General features: G+C 59.1%; 15 protein-coding genes. 7 read left to right on the top strand and 8 right to left on the bottom strand.

All coding sequences use genetic code 11. From position 1 onward, the window contains the following. Positions 1–75: 75 nt before the first annotated feature. Genes KW403_RS01385 through KW403_RS01375 form a run of 3 tightly spaced genes read left to right on the top strand, consistent with a single transcriptional unit; the run spans position 76 to position 3,000 of the window. Positions 76–513 carry an EamA family transporter gene (locus tag KW403_RS01385; RefSeq protein WP_223021004.1) on the top strand — a complete coding sequence of 146 codons (438 nt, stop codon included), beginning with the start codon at positions 76–78 and terminating at the stop codon, positions 511–513. Continuing rightward, the gene (locus KW403_RS01380) at positions 510–1,517 is read left to right on the top strand and encodes an NAD-dependent epimerase/dehydratase family protein (RefSeq protein ID WP_223021003.1); all 1,008 of its coding nucleotides are present in this window, start codon (positions 510–512) and stop codon (positions 1,515–1,517) included. Before KW403_RS01385 ends, KW403_RS01380 begins: the two co-directional genes overlap by 4 nt. Before the next feature lie 55 nt (positions 1,518–1,572). Then, positions 1,573–3,000, top strand: coding sequence for an aspartate aminotransferase family protein (locus KW403_RS01375; protein ID WP_246637941.1), 1,428 nt, complete (start codon positions 1,573–1,575; stop codon positions 2,998–3,000). 169 nt (positions 3,001–3,169) lie between these two features. Here KW403_RS01375 and KW403_RS01370 read toward each other — a convergent pair whose 3' ends face one another. Then, positions 3,170–4,897 (bottom strand): hypothetical protein, encoded by a 1,728-nt coding sequence (locus KW403_RS01370; RefSeq protein ID WP_223021001.1) that lies wholly within the window; start codon positions 4,895–4,897, stop codon positions 3,170–3,172. A gap of 237 nt (positions 4,898–5,134) precedes the next feature. Between KW403_RS01370 and KW403_RS01365 the strand changes: the two genes are divergently transcribed. Both KW403_RS01365 and KW403_RS01360 read left to right on the top strand, forming a co-directional pair. Further along, a complete protein-coding gene (locus tag KW403_RS01365) occupies positions 5,135–7,657 on the top strand; it encodes a GcvT family protein (RefSeq protein WP_223021000.1) in 2,523 nt (840 codons plus the stop codon). A gap of 182 nt (positions 7,658–7,839) precedes the next feature. Next, positions 7,840–8,589, top strand: coding sequence for a DUF1194 domain-containing protein (locus KW403_RS01360; protein ID WP_246637850.1), 750 nt, complete (start codon positions 7,840–7,842; stop codon positions 8,587–8,589). Positions 8,590–8,595: 6 nt separating this feature from the next. On the opposite strand, the gene KW403_RS01355 is transcribed toward KW403_RS01360, so the two are convergent. The 5 genes from KW403_RS01355 to KW403_RS01340 form a co-directional block, all read right to left on the bottom strand. Then, entirely contained in the window at positions 8,596–9,081 is a 486-nt protein-coding gene (locus KW403_RS01355; RefSeq protein ID WP_223020998.1) for an SRPBCC family protein, read from the bottom strand. Between the two features lie 79 nt (positions 9,082–9,160). Next, the gene (locus tag KW403_RS01350) at positions 9,161–10,159 is read right to left on the bottom strand and encodes a GlxA family transcriptional regulator (RefSeq protein ID WP_223020997.1); all 999 of its coding nucleotides are present in this window, start codon (positions 10,157–10,159) and stop codon (positions 9,161–9,163) included. A 239-nt stretch (positions 10,160–10,398) separates the two neighbouring features. Then, positions 10,399–10,539, bottom strand: a complete 141-nt coding sequence (locus tag KW403_RS01345; protein WP_223020996.1) for a hypothetical protein — start codon at positions 10,537–10,539, stop codon at positions 10,399–10,401. A gap of 267 nt (positions 10,540–10,806) precedes the next feature. After that, positions 10,807–10,938, bottom strand: a complete 132-nt coding sequence (locus KW403_RS19430; protein WP_281425623.1) for a hypothetical protein — start codon at positions 10,936–10,938, stop codon at positions 10,807–10,809. Positions 10,939–10,968: 30 nt separating this feature from the next. Beyond that, on the bottom strand, positions 10,969–11,151 hold the full coding sequence (locus KW403_RS01340) for a hypothetical protein (RefSeq protein WP_223020995.1): 183 nt from the start codon (positions 11,149–11,151) through the stop codon (positions 10,969–10,971). A gap of 131 nt (positions 11,152–11,282) precedes the next feature. On the opposite strand from KW403_RS01340, the gene KW403_RS01335 reads away from it, so the two are divergent. After that, on the top strand, positions 11,283–12,182 hold the full coding sequence (locus KW403_RS01335) for a LysR substrate-binding domain-containing protein (RefSeq protein WP_223020994.1): 900 nt from the start codon (positions 11,283–11,285) through the stop codon (positions 12,180–12,182). A gap of 47 nt (positions 12,183–12,229) precedes the next feature. After that, positions 12,230–13,129: a non-homologous end-joining DNA ligase gene (gene ligD, locus KW403_RS01330; RefSeq protein ID WP_223020993.1), complete on the top strand. Its 900-nt coding sequence runs from the start codon at positions 12,230–12,232 to the stop codon at positions 13,127–13,129. Positions 13,130–13,175: 46 nt separating this feature from the next. Here ligD and KW403_RS01325 read toward each other — a convergent pair whose 3' ends face one another. Then, complete coding sequence (locus KW403_RS01325) at positions 13,176–15,233, bottom strand: ASKHA domain-containing protein (protein WP_223020992.1); 2,058 nt, start codon at positions 15,231–15,233, stop codon at positions 13,176–13,178. A 66-nt stretch (positions 15,234–15,299) separates the two neighbouring features. After that, entirely contained in the window at positions 15,300–16,256 is a 957-nt protein-coding gene (locus KW403_RS01320; RefSeq protein WP_223020991.1) for a methyltetrahydrofolate cobalamin methyltransferase, read from the bottom strand. Between the last annotated feature and the right edge of the window lie 43 nt (positions 16,257–16,299).

The following is a 16,299-nucleotide window of genomic DNA, read 5'->3' as shown; positions in this document are numbered from 1 at the left end:
GATGGATGCAATTTTTGGAATGCGCTTCACGCTTTGTTTGCGAGACGGCGTTAGGACGGACAAGGGCGGGACAAGATGAAATACATACCCTTCATACTCTTCACGGTGATGACCAACGCGGCAGCGCAGCTTATGCTGAAATACGGCATGATGTCGCTTGGCGAACTGAGCTTTGCCGGCACCAATCCGATCCTGAAGATCCTGCAGATTGTCTTCAGTCCGTGGATTTTCGCCGGCCTGTGCGTTTTCGTCATTTCCATGGCCTCGCACCTCTATGTGCTTTCGAAGGTTGATCTGTCCTTCGCCTATCCGTTTCTGAGCCTTGCCTATGTGGCGGTGGCGGTGTTCGCGTATCTGCTCTTCAAGGAGGATCTGAACGCCTATCGCATCGCCGGCATTGCGCTCATCTGCGTCGGCACCGTGTTGATCGCGCAGAGCGGTCGGGAGACGCCTGAAGATCAGGCTGCGCTCGCAAAAGACAAACTTGAGTCCGAAAGGTCGATAATCCAATGAGACACATCATTTTTGGCGGTGACGGCTTTGTCGGTCGTCATCTGGCGCCCAAACTTGTGGCCGATGGCGAAGAGGTTATCGTCGCAGACATCGCGAAGAGCGATCTGCCACACTATCGCCAGGTGGACTTCATTCATTGTGATGTGACCGATCCGGCGGCTGTCGAGGCTGTGGGCATGAAGGCCGATGACATGGTCTACAATCTGTCGGCCAAGATGCTGTCGCCGATCCAGGTGCGCGCCAAGCGGCACGATTTCTTCTATCCGGTGAACTATCACGGCACGGTCAATATCATTGAGGCGATGGACAAGGCGGGCGCGAAGAGTCTCGTCCACTTCACCACCGACATGATCTACGGCCACACCGTGACCTATCCGATGACAGAGGATCATCCGGTCTCGCCGCTTGGCGAATATGGCCAGTCAAAGCTCGACACCGAAGTGCTGGCAGCCGAATGGCGCAAGCGCGGCATGAACATCTCGCTGTTCCGTCCGCGCCTCATCATCGGGCCCGGGCGTCTGGGCATTCTGGAAAAGCTGTTCAAACTGGTGGACATGAATTTGCCGGTGCCAATGATCGGCTCGGGCAAGAATCCCTATCAGTTCATCTCCGTGTTTGATTGTGCGGAAGCAGCACGGCTTGCGTGGAAGGCCGGGGTGCCGAACGAGGCCTACAATCTCGGCTCGCTCAATCCGCCGCCGGTTCGCAAGCTGCTTGGCGATCTTGTAAAACATGCGGGCTCGAAGTCGTTTCTTCTGCCCACGCCCGGTTGGGCGGTAAAGCGCACGCTGGATTTCCTCGATTGGATGAACATGCCGCTCATGGACCCGGAGCAATATCTGATCGCCGACGAAATGTGCGTGCTCGACGTGTCGAAGGGCGAGCGCGATCTTGGCTGGGTGCCGCAATACAATGACGGCGACATGCTGATCGCTGCCTATGATGAATATCGCGCCAAAAAGACCGGGCAGGCCATGGATGCCAGCCAGGTTCCGGCCGAGTAGGGAGGTCGCCATGACCGTCGTGACAAAGACCGAGACGAAAGGGGCAAGGCCCGTGATGGATGCACCCGAACTCGCACCCAGGACAATCGTGAAACCCGACCTTCTGACCGTGGAAGATGCCAAGGCGTTGAGCGTCGAGCGGATGACCGACCTGTTCAAGGCGCATCTCAACCCTGGCCAGCTTCACTTCATGAAGCTTCTGGGTTTTCACAAGATCAAGATCGAAAGTGCCGAAGGGATGTATTACATCGACCAGAACGGTCGAAAGATCCTCGATTTCTTCGGCGGTTTCGGGTCGCTGGCCTTCGGCCACAACCATCCGCGCATTCTCGAAGCGCGCAAGAAGTTCCAGGACGAGAAGCGCCACGAGATCGCCATTGCCTTCATGTCGCAATATGCGACGGCGCTGGCCGCCAATCTGGCTGCCTGTTCGCCGGGTGCGCTCGATATGGTGTTTCTCGGGTCCTCGGGGTCCGAGGCAATGGAATCGGCCATCAAGCTTGCCGAGCGCGCGGCCGGGCCCAAGCGGCCGAAGGTCGTCTATGCGGAAAATTCATTCCACGGCAAGACCAAGGGTGTTCTCACCATTACCGATGGCACTCTTTACCGCGCCGAGTTCCGCCTGACGGACAACACTGTGCGTGTGCCCTTTGGCGATATAGACGCCATCGAAACGGCTTTCCGCACCGATCCCGAGATTGGCTCGATCGTTCTTGAAACGGTGCAGGGCGGCGGAGGCATCAACGAGGCGCCGCGCGAATTCTGGCAAAAGCTGCGTCAGCTCTGCGACCAGTATGGCGTGATCTGGGTGGCGGACGAAGTGCAGTGCGGTTACGGGCGCACGGGCCGCTTCTACGCGTTTGAGCATTATGACGTGGTGCCGGATATCACTGCACTCGCCAAGTCGCTGGGTGCGGGCAAGGCTGCCATGGCCGCGATGATCGCCAAGCGCGAGATCTACATGAAGGCCTATGGTACCCCGAAGACGGCGATGATCCACGCCATGGCCACATTCGGCGGCATCGGCGAGGCCTGCGCCACGGCCATCGAGGGCACCAACGTGCTCTATGACGAGGCGCTGATGGAGAATGCCGAAATCACCGGCGCTTATCTCGTCGAACGCCTCAATGCGCTGAAGGACAAGTACCCGCGCATCATCAAGGACATTCGTGGCCGTGGCTGCATGGTCGGGCTCGAGTTCCACGATTTCTCGCAGACCCTGCCGGCGGTCCTGCGCCCGGTGGTGGGTGTGCTCGACGAGAAGCTGAAGGGTTCGCTTTCGGGCTTTGTCGGTGCGCTTCTCTTGCGCGATTACGATGTGCTGGTGGCCTTCACCGAATACAACCGCAATGTCATCCGCCTCCTGCCGCCGCTGATCATGCGTCCAGAGCATGTGGACAAGCTCGTGGATTCGCTGGATGCGCTGCTTGGGCGCGGTGTCGTTTCGATCGTGAAGGATTTCGTCAAAAGCCAGGTGAAGTGAGCGCCGGCTTTTGAGAGAATGAGTCCGGATCGCCTTTCAAGGCTCTGAAAAGTTTAGGAATAGCGCCTCTCGCGCGACAACTGGCCGGGCTTGTCCCGGCCTTCTTTTTTGTCTGCGATGGTGCAGGCGGATGAGGGGCGTGCGCCCGGCTTTGAACGAGCTGCCGTGCCTATTCGATCCGGTCTGCCATCTCTGGCCTGAGATAGGCGTCGAAGCACTGGTTCAGCGCGATGCGCTCGTGCTCCTGCATGGCAGGTGCGTAAATCTTCAGAAGATCGGCATTGGCCGTGGTCAGCGGGCAGGTGGGGTGCAGGATCAGATCCGTCTGGCGAACGGCTTCCAGTGCTTCTGCGTCTGGTGGAGGAACGGCGCGCGTGGGATCGGCACCAATGGCCACATGCAGGGGCGCCTGGCGGTCGAGAAGCCAGGGGAAGGGATTGACGAAGTTCAGGTTGAGAATGGTTTCGAACCTGATGCCCTGTTCGGCTTCCAGCTCCCGGATCGCGTCGATGGCCCCGTCGATGGCCAGGAGATGCGCGGCCTGAAAGTCGAATTCCGAATAGTACATATAGGCCGGCAGCTCCTGAATGCGGATGAAATCGGCATAGGTTTCTCGATGCCGTGCGTAGAAATCGAGCATCTTTTCGGAGCGTCGAAGGACTTCGGGCCGCATGTTGACGCGTCCCAGCGTTTTCAGATTCTGGTTCGGCAACTCCACATTCTTGATTGCGCCGATATAGGTGCGGGCAGCGCGCTCCACAGTGTTGATCAGTGGCGGGAGTGCCGTGGCTGCGGAAAGAGCGACGGCGGTTAGAAAGGCCGGGCTGCGGGCCGTTTCGGTCTGCCAGAGCCGGGTGAGGGCGGGCAGGACTGCGGGCCATATGAAGATGAGCGCCTGGCTTCCGGTGTTCTGAGTTTCGAAGAAAATGCCGGCAATGAGCACCGCCATGATCCAGAAGGCTTCATGGTCGATCACGCTTGCCATGCCCGAGAGGCTTCTCGAGCGGAGTTTCTCCAAAAGGTGGGCGCGATCATGGAAGAGCAGGGCGAGTGCGAGAAGACCTGCCGGAACTACAATGCCGAATGTGTGCGACGCAGCCTGAAGGAACCGTGGCAGAAGGCTTCCCTCGTTCATCACCACCAGCGCCAGAATATCGGCAAAGTAATTTAGTGTGAAACCGCTCGCGATTTCCAGGAACCCAAGGATGCCGAGGAACAGAACGGCGGACGTGACAGCGGTTCGCAGGGTCAGGCGGCCCGCAGCAAAGGCAAAGGCGCAGAGCAAGCCGCCGGAAACGAAACCGGTGATCTTCGTCAGGAAAAGCCCAGTCATGCCGGCTACGATGGAGATGAGCAGGAGGCGCTGATCACGCAGATAGATGAGCGCGACCGTCAGCACATAAAGAAGCTGACAGACCTGCCTGTTGTAGATGCCGAAACCATCGGACCCGGGAAAGGAGTAAAATTCGCGCGTATTGAACGGCAGCACGGCGAAGACGAGAAATGGCAGGAGAAGAGCGAGCGCCGTTGTGCGTGACCTTTGATTCACCTGCCAGAGCGCCAGCGCCATCAACGGGGCGGTGACTGCAAAGAGCGACCAGTGGACAAGAAGCAGCGGCTGCGCGTTTGGAAAGAGCTTCACGCCGCCGGTGAACAGATAATAGCCGAGCGGCCCCACGGGCGCGAAGAAATCCGTGGCAGGAACCTGACCGGAAAAGAGCCTGTTGGCAGCGTCGAAATAGATGAACAGGTCCCAGTACATAGGACCGATCGGCACATTGAGCGGCAGAGCGAGAAACACCAGCATAACAAGTGCCGTGATCGCGAGAATTGAAACCGGGCTTGTCAGCCAGCTTCGCCGTTTCGCTGTCGCTGCGTGTTCGACCACCATCGTCATGTGTGTCCCCGAAATCCAATATCCTGCCGCTGGGGCAGGTTTTACCGGACAGGCGGTGAAAAGAGGTTAATCGGCTGAGCAAAACGTCCGTTTTGCTTAATGGCGCGCGCCGCTTCTGTGATGTCGCATTCAGGCAAAGCAGCCCTGCGCCCCGCAGACTAGGATCGGTTTCTGTCACAGGTCATATCCGGCCTGGCTGGAAGGTTCGGCCGGAAAGCGATCGAGGGGATTGAGTGCATGAAGGCGAATGCGCGAGCGGTTGTCATCGGCGGTGGCGTGGTGGGGGTGTCAACGCTTTACCATCTCGCCAAAAAAGGATGGTCGGATGTGGTGCTGCTTGAGCGCAAGGAGCTGACATCGGGCTCGACATGGCATGCAGCGGGTCTGCTGCCATTGTTCAACATGAGCTACTCGGTTGGACAGATCCACAAATACTCGGTCAAATTCTATCGGGAGCTTCAGAAGGAAACCGGCATGAATGTCGGCTTCACCCAATGCTCGAACATTCGTCTTGCGCGCACGAAAGACCGCTGGGATGAGTATATGTATTACGCCGGGATCGCGGAAACCATTGGCATCCCGGTCAACATCCTGACACCCGAGCAAGTGAAAGAAATCTGGCCGCTTTGCGAAACGGAGGGGCTGCTCGGCGCTATCCAGCATCCTGATGACGGATATATCCAGCCGGCCGACCTGACACAGGCGTTGGCCAAGGGCGCGCGCGATCTTGGCGCTACCATCTATCGCAACACCACGGTGACGGCGTTATCGCAGGAGGCAGATGGATCCTGGACGGTGACCACCGACAAGGGCGAGATCTGCTGTGAGCATGTCATCTCCTGCACCGGCAATTTTGCTCGCAGAACCGGCGCGATGGTGGGGCTCGATGTGCCGGTGATCCCGGTGGAGCATCAGTATATCGTCACCGAGCCGCACCCGGCCATTGTGGCGCGCAAGAAAGAGGGGCTTCCCGAGATGGGCGTCCTGCGCGAGAGCGATTCCTCCTGGTACATGCGCGAGGAAAATGGTGGTCTCCTGCTTGGTCCTTACGAGGTCGGTGCGCCCTGCTGCTATGTGGATGGTCCGAGCGACGACAGTGAGTACGAGCTGTTTCAGGAGGATCTGGAGCGGCTCATGCCCTATGTGGAAACGGCGATCGCGCGCGTGCCTGCGTTCGGCGAGGTGGGGATCAAGAAGATCTACAACGGCGCCATCGCCTATACGCCCGATGGCTCTCCCATTATCGGACCGGCGCCGAGGGTGAAGAATTTCTGGCTGAATGAGGGACACTCATTCGGTGTGACGGCAGCGGGCGGTGCTGGTTGGCAGCTTGCCGAATGGATCGTAGAGGGCGAGCCGTCCATCGACATGATGGGTGTCGATCCCCGACGTTTCGGTCCCTATGCAACCGAGGGCTATCTGCGTGAGAAGAACGAGGAGGCCTATGCCAATGTCTTCACAGTGCATTACCCGGATGAGGAGCGTCCGGCCGCGCGGCCGCTGAAGACGACGCCAAGCTATGATCGATTGAAGCGACTCGGCGCTGTGTTCGGCTCCGTCTACGGGTGGGAGCGGCCCAACTGGTTTGCGCCTCAGGGGTATCAGGTTCCGGAAAGCAACCTAGGCGTGGGTGCAGATGTACTCCTGAAGCACAATCACGCGCCGGCGCTTGCCGATGGTCGTGTCGTTGAAAAATGGTCGTTTCGCCGCTCGAACTATTTCGAACATGTCGGCAACGAGGTGAAGAACGTTCACGAGAATGTGGGTCTGCTCGACATGTCGGCCTTCGCCAAGATCGAGGTCTCGGGACCGGGGGCAAGGGCCTGGCTCGACAGCATTCTCGCCAATCGCATTCCGAAGAAACGGGGGAGGGTCGCTCTCTGCCACCTGTTGACGAGAAATGGCGGGGTGCGTTCCGAATTCACTGTATATGAATGGAAGCCCGGGCGCTTCTATCTGGTATCAGCCGGCGCCTATGAAGCGCATGACCATGACGTTCTTTTGAAGCTGGCTCCCGCTGACGGGTCCGTCACTCTGCGGCCATTGACGCAGCAATATGGCGTGTTCGTTCTTGCTGGTCCGAAAAGCCGCGATGTTTTGCAAAAGCTCACCCGCACGGACCTCTCCAATGCGGCGTTCCCATGGCTTTCGGGGAAAGAGGTCGCGATCGGGCGGGCGAGCGCCCATGCGCTGCGCGTGAATTTCGTCGGTGAGCTTGGCTGGGAGCTGCACCATCCGATCGAGCAGCAGAACCTGATTTTCGATCTGGTCATGGAGGCAGGCGCAAAATTCGGCATCAAACCCTTCGGCATCCGCGCCATGACAGCGATGGCCATCGAAAAGAGTTACCGTTTGATACCGCGCGAACTCTCCATCGAGTATACGGCCTGGGAAAGCGGGCTTGACCGTTTCGTCCATCCGGATAAGGGGGATTTCATCGGCCGGGACGCGCTTCTCAAGCAGCGCGAGACGGGGCTCAACTGGAATTACGTCACGCTTCAGGTGGGGGGTGTCGTGGACGCAGACGCGCGTGGCAATGAGGCGATCTACAGGGCGGGAGAACTGGTCGGACGCGCCACTCATGGCGGCTTTGGCTGGCGGGTGGGCAAAAGCCTGGCGCTCGCGATGGTGCGCCCTGCACATGCTGCGCCAGGGACTGAGTTGGACATCAAGATTTTGGGGAAGCGCCACCCGGCAAAGGTGATCGGAGAAAGCCCATTTGACCCAGAGAACGCCGCCTTGCGGTCCGATGGCTGGTGAATTGCAATCCGTACTTTGCGCTTGTTCAGGCAGACGATTACGCCAAATTGCGGGATTTGTATGCGGCTGTTCTTGCGCTAAACTGGGCCATGCGCAGGTCAGCGAAGACTCAGCGAACTCTTAGAAGCGGTTTGATTGCTGCTTTCGCAGGTCTTTGCGGCGCTTTTTTCGCTGGCCCTTCAATGGCAAGGGCGCAGGAGATCGTTGACGTTCAGCTTGTTCTTGCTGTCGATGTCTCGCTTTCCATGTCGGCGGGCGAACTGGAGATACAGCGTCGCGGCTATGCAGAAGCCCTTGTTCATGAAGAGGTGGTCAATGCCATTCTGAATGGGCTGCACGGGAAGATTGCCGTGACCTATTTTGAATGGGCGGGTCATTTTTCGCAGCGCGTGATCATTCCCTGGACCCGGATCGCTTCTGCTGACGACGCGCAACGCGTGGCCGAGCAATTGTCGGCCAATCCGCCTGGCAGTGCGCGCCGAACCTCGATCTCCGGCGCGCTCGACTTTGCCGGTGATCTGTTGGCCGAAAGCGGGTTCAGGGGGGTGCGTCGCGTGGTCGATGTCTCCGGCGATGGGCCCAACAACCAGGGTGGACCGGTGGTTCCCTCACGTGATCGGCTGGTGGACATGGGCATCACCATCAACGGTTTGCCCCTGATGACCAATGGCGGGCTGACAACCAGTTTCGACGTCAAGGATCTCGATACCTATTATCGAAACTGTGTGATTGGAGGGCCGGGAGCGTTCGTCGTACCGGTCAATGAATGGTCGCAGTTCCCGGAAGCCATCCGTCGCAAACTTGTTCTGGAACTCGCAGAGGTGAGGACGCATCGGCCGCAGGTCATGCTGGCGCAGTTTCACAGTGCCTATGATTGTCTTGTCGGTGAAAGGATGTGGCGGGACCGCTCCTGGATGTGGAGCGATCCCTGACGCCACTCACAGACTGGAGGCAATCTCTTCGAGCTGTTCGGCGCATTGGCCCCAACCCTCATGGAAGCCCATCTTTTCATGGGCTTCAACATCCTCTGCGTTCCAGTGCCGCGCTCTGGCGATATAGCGTGTCTTCCCATCGCCGGCGTCTTCGAGCGTGAGGATCATGGTCATGAAGGGCTTTGGAGAAGGCTTCCAGGCCTCGGTGAAGGCGTCGGTGGTCACGATCTTCTCGTTCTCGACCACCTCCAGGAACACGCCGGGATTGGGGTATTCGTTTCCATCCGGATCTTTCATGACAACAAGGCTCGAACCGCCCGGGCGAACATCCATTTCCACTTTCGAGATGGTCCAGGGTTTTGGCACGAACCATTGCCGGAGGATCTCAGGTTCGGTCCAGGCACGGAAGATTTTCTCGCGCGGCGCGTCGATGATGCGGGCCAGAACCAGTTCGTTTTCGGCGGACGGCTTGACGTCGATGGTCGTGGTCATTGTGGTGCTTCCCATTGGTTGATCATGCTGCGAGGACGAATGGCTCACCTCAGCCCCGACAGCAACGATCCTTTTTTGTTCAGGCGACGAGAAGCTGCTTGCGGTCGGCGCGTTCCTGCTGGGGCGAACGGGCATAGAGTTCGCGGTAGCATTTGGAAAAGTGAGAAGCTGAGACGAAACCGCAGGCGATGGCAACCTCGACCACGGGCAGGGAGGATTGTATCAAGAGGTGGCGGGCCCGATCGAGCCGGATTTCAAGATAGTAGCGCGCGGGGGAGCGTCCCATTTCCTGCCGGAAGAGGCGCTCGATCTGGCGGCGCGAAAGACCGACATTCTCGGCGATCTGAACCAGCGAGAGCGGTTCGGCCAGATTGGCCTCCATCAGTTCGATGATGGTCAGTACCTTCGAGTTCTGGACACCGAGCCGGGCTCGCAGGGGCAGGCGCTGGCGATCAGATGGGCTGCGGACGCGATCCGTTAACAACTGCTCACAGACGCGGTTGATCAGGGTCTCGTCGAAATCCTCACCGATCAGTTTCAGCATCATATCCATTGCCGCTGTGCCGCCGGCGCAGGTGTAGATATTCGCCTCTGTCTCGAAGAGATCAGCGAACACATTGGCACGAGGGTATCGCTCGGCGAAACCGGGCAGGTTCTCCCAGTGAATTGCGCACCGCCGATCCGTGAGGAGACCGGCTCCTGCCAGCACATAGGCTGCCGTGCACAGACCGCCAATGGCGACTCCGCGGTTGTACTCCTCGCGCAACCAGGCAAAGACGGTCTTGTTGTTGTAATCCTCTATGTTCAGTCCGCCGCAGACAATGACCATTGACGGGCGCTCGTGCCCGACCATCTTCTGCCTTTCGGCTGCGAGAGAAGATCCGACGGCAACCTCCACGCCGTTGGATGCGCAAACAGGGGCTCCGTCGCTGCTTGCCAAACGCCATGTGTAGGCCTCATAGCCAGCCATCCGATTGGCGGTTCGCAAGGGTTCCAGGGCGGCTGAAAAAGCCATCATGGTGAAGTCGGGGATGAGAAAGAAAACGATTGACCGTTTGTGATGGTTCTCGCCCGGCATGGTGCCTCCCGATCGCACATGACGCCCGCTCAGCGGGTCGGGTCCCTGTCATCCAAGCGTCATCAGGAAACGGGTTTTCTGTCAATCCAAAGACGGAACAAGAAACAGCCCGTGAGGCGGTTCAGGGCGCATTTCACGGTTCCTTGCCCGTGATGCTTGCGGTGTCAGGCTCGCAAACAGAATGTGCCACCGCACCAGCCCGGCACGGCGGCTATTCGACAGGTCCTGATATAGGGCGATCAGTTTACCAGAAAGCCTAACCTTGAAGCGGCGAGGGCGCCGGTCTCGCCCGGCATCGTCTTGCCGAAGCGCTGACGGGCAAAGACCGTGTTCGGGTTGGAACCCCGTCGACGGCGTATAAAGCGGGCAAAAAGCTTCATTTTACGCTCCAAAGAATTTGTATCGAAAGACAATCGGCTCTCACCGAGCGCCTTCTCATACGGAATGGAGTGGGGTCGCTCGTTCGATAGTGGGAAATTATCCCATTTGGGCCGGCGCGGAGGTGGAAAAAACGAAGCACACGTTAGAAAATGCGACATCCATGGGGTTTGCAGTGCCGGGCAGATAAAAAAAGACCCCGACATTCGGTTCGGGGTCAGCTTTCCTTAGGATGGGCTGCGCATAAACGCGTGGCTTTTGGTTTCATGTCAGTGCGAGCACCGGCCAGAAGGCCCGAGCTTCTTCGTGGGTCGGGTGCCGTATTTCGCGTGATGCGTCATCGCATCGAACTCGATCGCGAAATCCCGAACGGCCTTCAGGGCCCTTGTCAGCAACGTCATTGCATACTCCTCCTTGTCTAGGACAGATCTTCAGAAACGGGATATGCTGCGATTGTCCTGACCATCGGACTGAATGCCAGTGTAATGTGCAGGCCACCCGATATCCTTGCGGATTTCTGCAGGAAGCGTGTCGATGAGACGCTCGGTGCGCCTACGGTTCAAAGTCGTCCGGTAGTGACGGACATACTGGTTCATGCGTGTGAATACAGACATTGTCCTTCTCCTCTGTCTGGCTGCTTTGCCAGACGTCATCGCCTGACAAGGTTGACTATGCCGCAAGGTTGATGTTCAATCAAACACAATCGAATGATCCTTTCATTCAAAGTTATTGAACGGAGAACGGCATGAACGCCCCCCTCAATCACCCGATGCCCTTATTGGAGCTCGATGTGCTGCGCACATTTGTTGCGATCGCGGAGACAGGCAGTTTCACCGCAGCATCCAACGCGGTTTTCCGGACGCCTTCAGCCGTCTCTATGCAGATCAAGAAGCTCGAGGAAATGTTAGGACGCTCGGTCTTTCAGCGCGATGCGCGATCGGTGTCACTCACAGCAGACGGCGAGTTATTATTGAACTATGCGAGGAGATTGCTGGCCCTGAATCGGGAAGCGGTTTCGAAGTTCGTGATGCCCGATATCAGCGGCATCGTTCGATTAGGGTCGCCAGATGACTATGGCGAGCGCATCTTACCCCGCGTTCTCAAACGCTTTGCAGAAACCCACCCTTCCATCGCCGTTGACGTGGTCATCGACCAGAGCGCAAATCTTCGCAAGCGCATGGCCAACCGGCAACTTGATCTCACACTTCTCACATGCACTGAAGGATCTGAAGACGGCAGCGTTCAGATCATCTTCACCGAACCCATCGTCTGGGCTGGCGCCAAGGGTGGTTGCGCTCATCTGCGTGAGCCGCTGCCGCTTTCCCTTTGGGAGGAGGGGTGCGCATGGCGCGCCGGTGCACTCTCGGCCATGGAAAAAGACGGTCGTGATTATCGTATCGCCTATATGAGCGCCCACACGGCCGGACAGCGAGCCGCTATCCTCTCGGATCTCGCCATCGCGCCGCTGCCCAAGTCTTTCCTGCGTGATGATCTCGTGGAACTCGGTCCGAAGGACGGCTTGCCGAAGTTATGCAACTATCACATCGGTATGGTCGTTGCTCCCGATGCTTCGGCGCCAGTGCGGGCTGCGGCTGACCACATTCGCTCGACTTTCGACATTTTTTGCGAATCTGGTCGGTTTTGAACGAAACGCACGCGGTCGGGGCCTGAACAAGCTGGAGGCCGGTGCAGATGAGTTCGGACAATCGGTTGCAGATCGGCGGTGTATCTCTGTCGAGCCCGGATAAAATCCTGTTCGAAGAGGTTGGCATCACCAAAAGTGATCTAGCGCGCTACTACGAGCATGCAGGAACGCGTATGCTTCCGCATATCGAAAAGCGCCTTGTCAGTCTCGTGCGTTGCCCGGACGGGCGGGACAGTCCCTGCTTCTTCCAGCGCCATGGCGCTAAAGGATTTCCCGAAACAGTAAGACGTCTGGCGATCGCTGAGAAAAGCGGCGAGAAGGATGAGTATCTTTACATCAACGATGTGAGCGGCGTCATCTCTGCGGTGCAGATGAGCACGCTTGAATTCCATATATGGGGCTCACGCATTGACCGGCTGGAGTTTCCCGATCGGCTGGTGTTTGATCTCGACCCTGACGAGGAACTTGATTTCAACGCGGTGCGGAGCGCTGCGTTTGCGGTGAGCGAACGGTTGGCCGATCTGGGCCTGAAGACCGTGCCGCTATTGACCGGAGGCAAGGGTATTCATGTCATCGCACCGCTCGAGCGTCGCCGGGCATGGTCGGATGTCAAAGAGTTCGCCAGAGGTTTTGCCAAGCGCCTGTCCGAAGATGAGCCGGAGCGCTTCCTTGCGGAGGCATCGAAAGCCAAACGGGAAGGTCGGGTCTTTGTCGACTGGTTGCGCAACGATCGCTCGGCCACGGCCATCGCACCATATTCGACGCGGGCCAAACCGGGCGCGCCGGTGGCCACGCCCGTGTCGTGGGACGAACTGACGGCGATCACGAAATCCGGTGCCTTTACGCTGGCGGACATGAAAGAACGGTTTGCGCAGCCCGATCCATGGGAGCGAAGCAAGCGGTGGCGCCAATCCATTACCGCGTCAATGTTGAAAAGCGTTGCCTAAGGATCAAGATTAGCAGTCTGCCATTTCACCTGAACCCGCTCGCCGTTCAAACGCGCCGCCTTCGCGCCGCACGTTCCTCGCGGGAGCGACGCCGTGGGCGTGAGGGATTGCTTTCCTCCCCTGGTATGCCGGCCATCGTCCGAGGCGGCAGTTGAACCAGTTCGGCCAGTTTTGGAAATGGCTCCACCTTGTTTGGCAGCGCCATGGCGTTCACGAAATGCTCCTGGAATCTTGGCTCCAAGGCCGTTTCGATTTTCTCGATGCGGCGCACAGTCTGTTCGATTTCGCGGCGGTGGTCGCGGCTGAGCAGCGCCATGCGTGCACCCGTACCGGCGGCATTGCCGACCGCCGAGACCCGTGAGAGATCGCAATCGGGGATGAGGCCGAGAACCATGGCGTATTGCGGATCTATAAAGGAGCCGAAGGCACCGGCAAATCGGATCATGTCGACCGTTTCAACGCCCTGTTTCTCCATCAGAAGCTTGATACCCGCATAGAGCGCGGCCTTGGCAAGCTGTATCCCCCGAACATCGTTCTGGGTGATCGTGATGCGCGGTTCGGTCTCGCAAAGAGCATAGGAGAAGGTGCGGCCTTCGGCGACGATGCGCGAACTTTTGTCCGCCAGTGCACCGTTCACCACGCCATCTTCCGAGATGATGCCGGACAGATACATCTCCGCGATTACCTCGATGATGCCGGAGCCGCAGATACCGGTGACACCGGTCTGGCCGAGTGAATCGAGAAAGCCCGCCTCGTCCGACCAGAGCTCGCTGCCGATCACACGAAAACGAGGTGCGAGCGTTTCACGGTCGATGCGCACGCGTTCGATGGCGCCGGGGGCCGCGCGCTGACCGGATGAGATTTCCGCACCCTCGAAGGCCGGGCCGGTGGGGGAGGAGGCGGCAACCACACGGTTCCTGTTGCCAAGAACGATCTCTGCATTGGTGCCCACATCGACGATGAGCATCATCTCATCCTGTCTATGCGGCCCTTCCGACAGGGTGACGGCGGCGGCATCGGCTCCCACATGGCCGGCAATGCAGGGCAGAAGATAGGTGCGTGTGCCCGGGTTGAGCTTGAGATCCAGATCTTCAGCCTTGAGCAGAACAGCTTCGGAGACGGCCAGCGCGAAGGGCGCGCCGCCAAGCTCCGTGGGGTCGATGCCCAGAAACAGGTGGTGCATGATGGGATTGGCAACAAAGACGGCGTCCAGAATGTCGCTGCGCGCGATCCCGCCGTCTTCGGCAACTTTCTGCACGAGTTTGGAGATTTCCTGACGGACGGCACGCGTCATTGCCTCGCGTCCGTCCGGGTTCATCATCACGTAGGATACCCGGCTCATGAGGTCTTCGCCAAAGCGGATCTGCGGGTTTGACGCGCCGGCCGAGGCGACGACACGACCGGACAGAAGCGACACGAGATGCATAGCGATGGTGGTGGAGCCGATGTCACAGGCAAGGCCGTAGGCTTCATTCTTCAGGCCCGGCCACAGGGCAGCCAGGCGCGCGATGTCGTTGTCGCCGTCCTGAAAGAGGGCCGCGGTAACCGCCCATTTCCCTTCGCGCAGGGTCGGCTGCACCTGCGGCAGGAGATGCGCGTCCACCTCGATGGGACCAAAGCTCCAGTCTCTCTGCAGAGCGGCTTTCAGCCGGTCTAGGTCGCCGAGGGGCTTGTGCATGTCGGGCTCTTCGACCTCGACATAGCAAAGGTGCACGGCGGGGTGTCGCTCGATGACCCGCGTATCGGCGTCCTTGCGCACCACCTGCGCGTTGATGACCGCATCCTGGGGCACATCAACCACCAGATCACCCTCGATGGTGGCGGAACAGGAAAGGCGGCGGCCGGGCGGCAGCGTGCGCTTTTCGGCGTATCGGGTTTCCTTTGCGCCAGGCGGGGATATGTGATCCGGTGACGAAGAAATCTTGTGCTTGGCGAAATGGCCTTCCTGCACCTCTATCTGGCATCGCCCGCAGGTCGCCCGCCCGCCGCAGACACTCTCCACATAGACACCAAGCTTTCGTGCGGCATCAAGCAGGGGCGTACCCCTTGGGAAATGCCCTCGTTTTCCCGACGGCATGAAGAGGACAAGGGGATCGTCATTCATGGCGAGGCTCGTTTCCCTGGAAGCGTAGGCTGGAAGGCGCGGTGTGACCGGTGGAACAAGGCTCTTTCACCCCCGTGCCAGGCGCGCCTCGCGGCCGCCGCGCCGCCGACCATCGGAGGAAACGGGGGCTGCAGCAGCCGCAACCGCCTCGCCGGATGCTGCGGGCTGGTGGTCGCGGTAGGTCATGATCCAGTTCTGGCAGTTGGGGTCGGTTCCGTTCAGCACATTGGCCGCGCGCACCATTTCCATCTCCTGCGGACGGCAGGGGTTCATGATGGCGCTGGTCATGCCGGCGCCAATCACCATGGGGATGAAGCCCGCATTGATGCCATGTCGATGCGGAAGGCCGAAGGAGATGTTGGAGAGCCCGCAGGTGGTGTTCACCTTCAGTTCCTCGCGCAGGCGCCGCAGGAGTCGGAAGACCTGCTGGCCCGCCGTGCCCATGGCGCCGATGGGCATGACCAGAGGGTCCACAACGATGTCGTGGGCGGGAATGCCATAGTCGGCGGCGCGCTGGACGATTTTTTTCGCAACCGCGAAGCGCACATCGGGGTCCTCGGATATTCCGGTCTCGTCGTTGGAAATGGCCACGACCGGAACGTCGTATTTCCTGATCAGCGGCAGGATCGCCTCGAGCTTTTCTTCTTCGCCCGTCACGGAATTGATCAGCGGTCTGCCCCGGGCGATCTTCAGCCCTGCCTCGATGGCAGCCGAAACCGAGGAATCGATGGAGAGCGGTACGTCCACCAGTTCCTGCACGATCTCAAGGGTCTGAACGAGAAGGCCGGGCTCCGTCGCGTTGGGATCGACTGCCGTAACGCCGGCATTCACGTCGAGCATGGTGGCCCCGGCTGCGACCTGCGCGAGCGCATCGCTTTTTACGGTCTCGAAATTGCCGGCCATCATTTCCGCAGCGAGCTTCTTGCGCCCGGTCGGGTTGATGCGCTCGCCGATAACGCAGAAGGGCTGGTCGAAGCCGATCACGATTTCCCGCCTCGCAGAGGCGACGATGGTTCGGGTCATTCAATATCCTCCTTAAAGCATGGCGGGCTTCCATGCAGATGAT

Origin of the sequence: Nitratireductor kimnyeongensis, assembly GCF_019891395.1 — a bacterium.
GTDB lineage: Bacteria > Pseudomonadota > Alphaproteobacteria > Rhizobiales > Rhizobiaceae > Nitratireductor > Nitratireductor kimnyeongensis.
Note: the sequence above shows the minus strand (reverse complement) of the source record. Positions and strands in the feature narration are given on the sequence as shown.

Bases quoted from the DNA above. Each gene is read 5' to 3' on its own strand.
- KW403_RS01385 (WP_223021004.1), top strand. From the start codon at position 76: ATGAAATACATACCCTTCATACTCTTCACGGTGATGACCAACGCGGCA.
- KW403_RS01380 (WP_223021003.1), top strand. From the start codon at position 510: ATGAGACACATCATTTTTGGCGGTGACGGCTTTGTCGGTCGTCATCTG.
- KW403_RS01375 (WP_246637941.1), top strand. From the start codon at position 1,573: ATGGATGCACCCGAACTCGCACCCAGGACAATCGTGAAACCCGACCTT.
- KW403_RS01370 (WP_223021001.1), bottom strand. From the start codon at position 4,897: ATGACGATGGTGGTCGAACACGCAGCGACAGCGAAACGGCGAAGCTGG.
- KW403_RS01365 (WP_223021000.1), top strand. From the start codon at position 5,135: ATGAAGGCGAATGCGCGAGCGGTTGTCATCGGCGGTGGCGTGGTGGGG.
- KW403_RS01360 (WP_246637850.1), top strand. From the start codon at position 7,840: ATGGCAAGGGCGCAGGAGATCGTTGACGTTCAGCTTGTTCTTGCTGTC.
- KW403_RS01355 (WP_223020998.1), bottom strand. From the start codon at position 9,081: ATGACCACGACCATCGACGTCAAGCCGTCCGCCGAAAACGAACTGGTT.
- KW403_RS01350 (WP_223020997.1), bottom strand. From the start codon at position 10,159: ATGCCGGGCGAGAACCATCACAAACGGTCAATCGTTTTCTTTCTCATC.
- KW403_RS01345 (WP_223020996.1), bottom strand. From the start codon at position 10,539: ATGAAGCTTTTTGCCCGCTTTATACGCCGTCGACGGGGTTCCAACCCG.
- KW403_RS19430 (WP_281425623.1), bottom strand. From the start codon at position 10,938: ATGACGTTGCTGACAAGGGCCCTGAAGGCCGTTCGGGATTTCGCGATC.
- KW403_RS01340 (WP_223020995.1), bottom strand. From the start codon at position 11,151: ATGTCTGTATTCACACGCATGAACCAGTATGTCCGTCACTACCGGACG.
- KW403_RS01335 (WP_223020994.1), top strand. From the start codon at position 11,283: ATGAACGCCCCCCTCAATCACCCGATGCCCTTATTGGAGCTCGATGTG.
- ligD (WP_223020993.1), top strand. From the start codon at position 12,230: ATGAGTTCGGACAATCGGTTGCAGATCGGCGGTGTATCTCTGTCGAGC.
- KW403_RS01325 (WP_223020992.1), bottom strand. From the start codon at position 15,233: ATGAATGACGATCCCCTTGTCCTCTTCATGCCGTCGGGAAAACGAGGG.
- KW403_RS01320 (WP_223020991.1), bottom strand. From the start codon at position 16,256: ATGACCCGAACCATCGTCGCCTCTGCGAGGCGGGAAATCGTGATCGGC.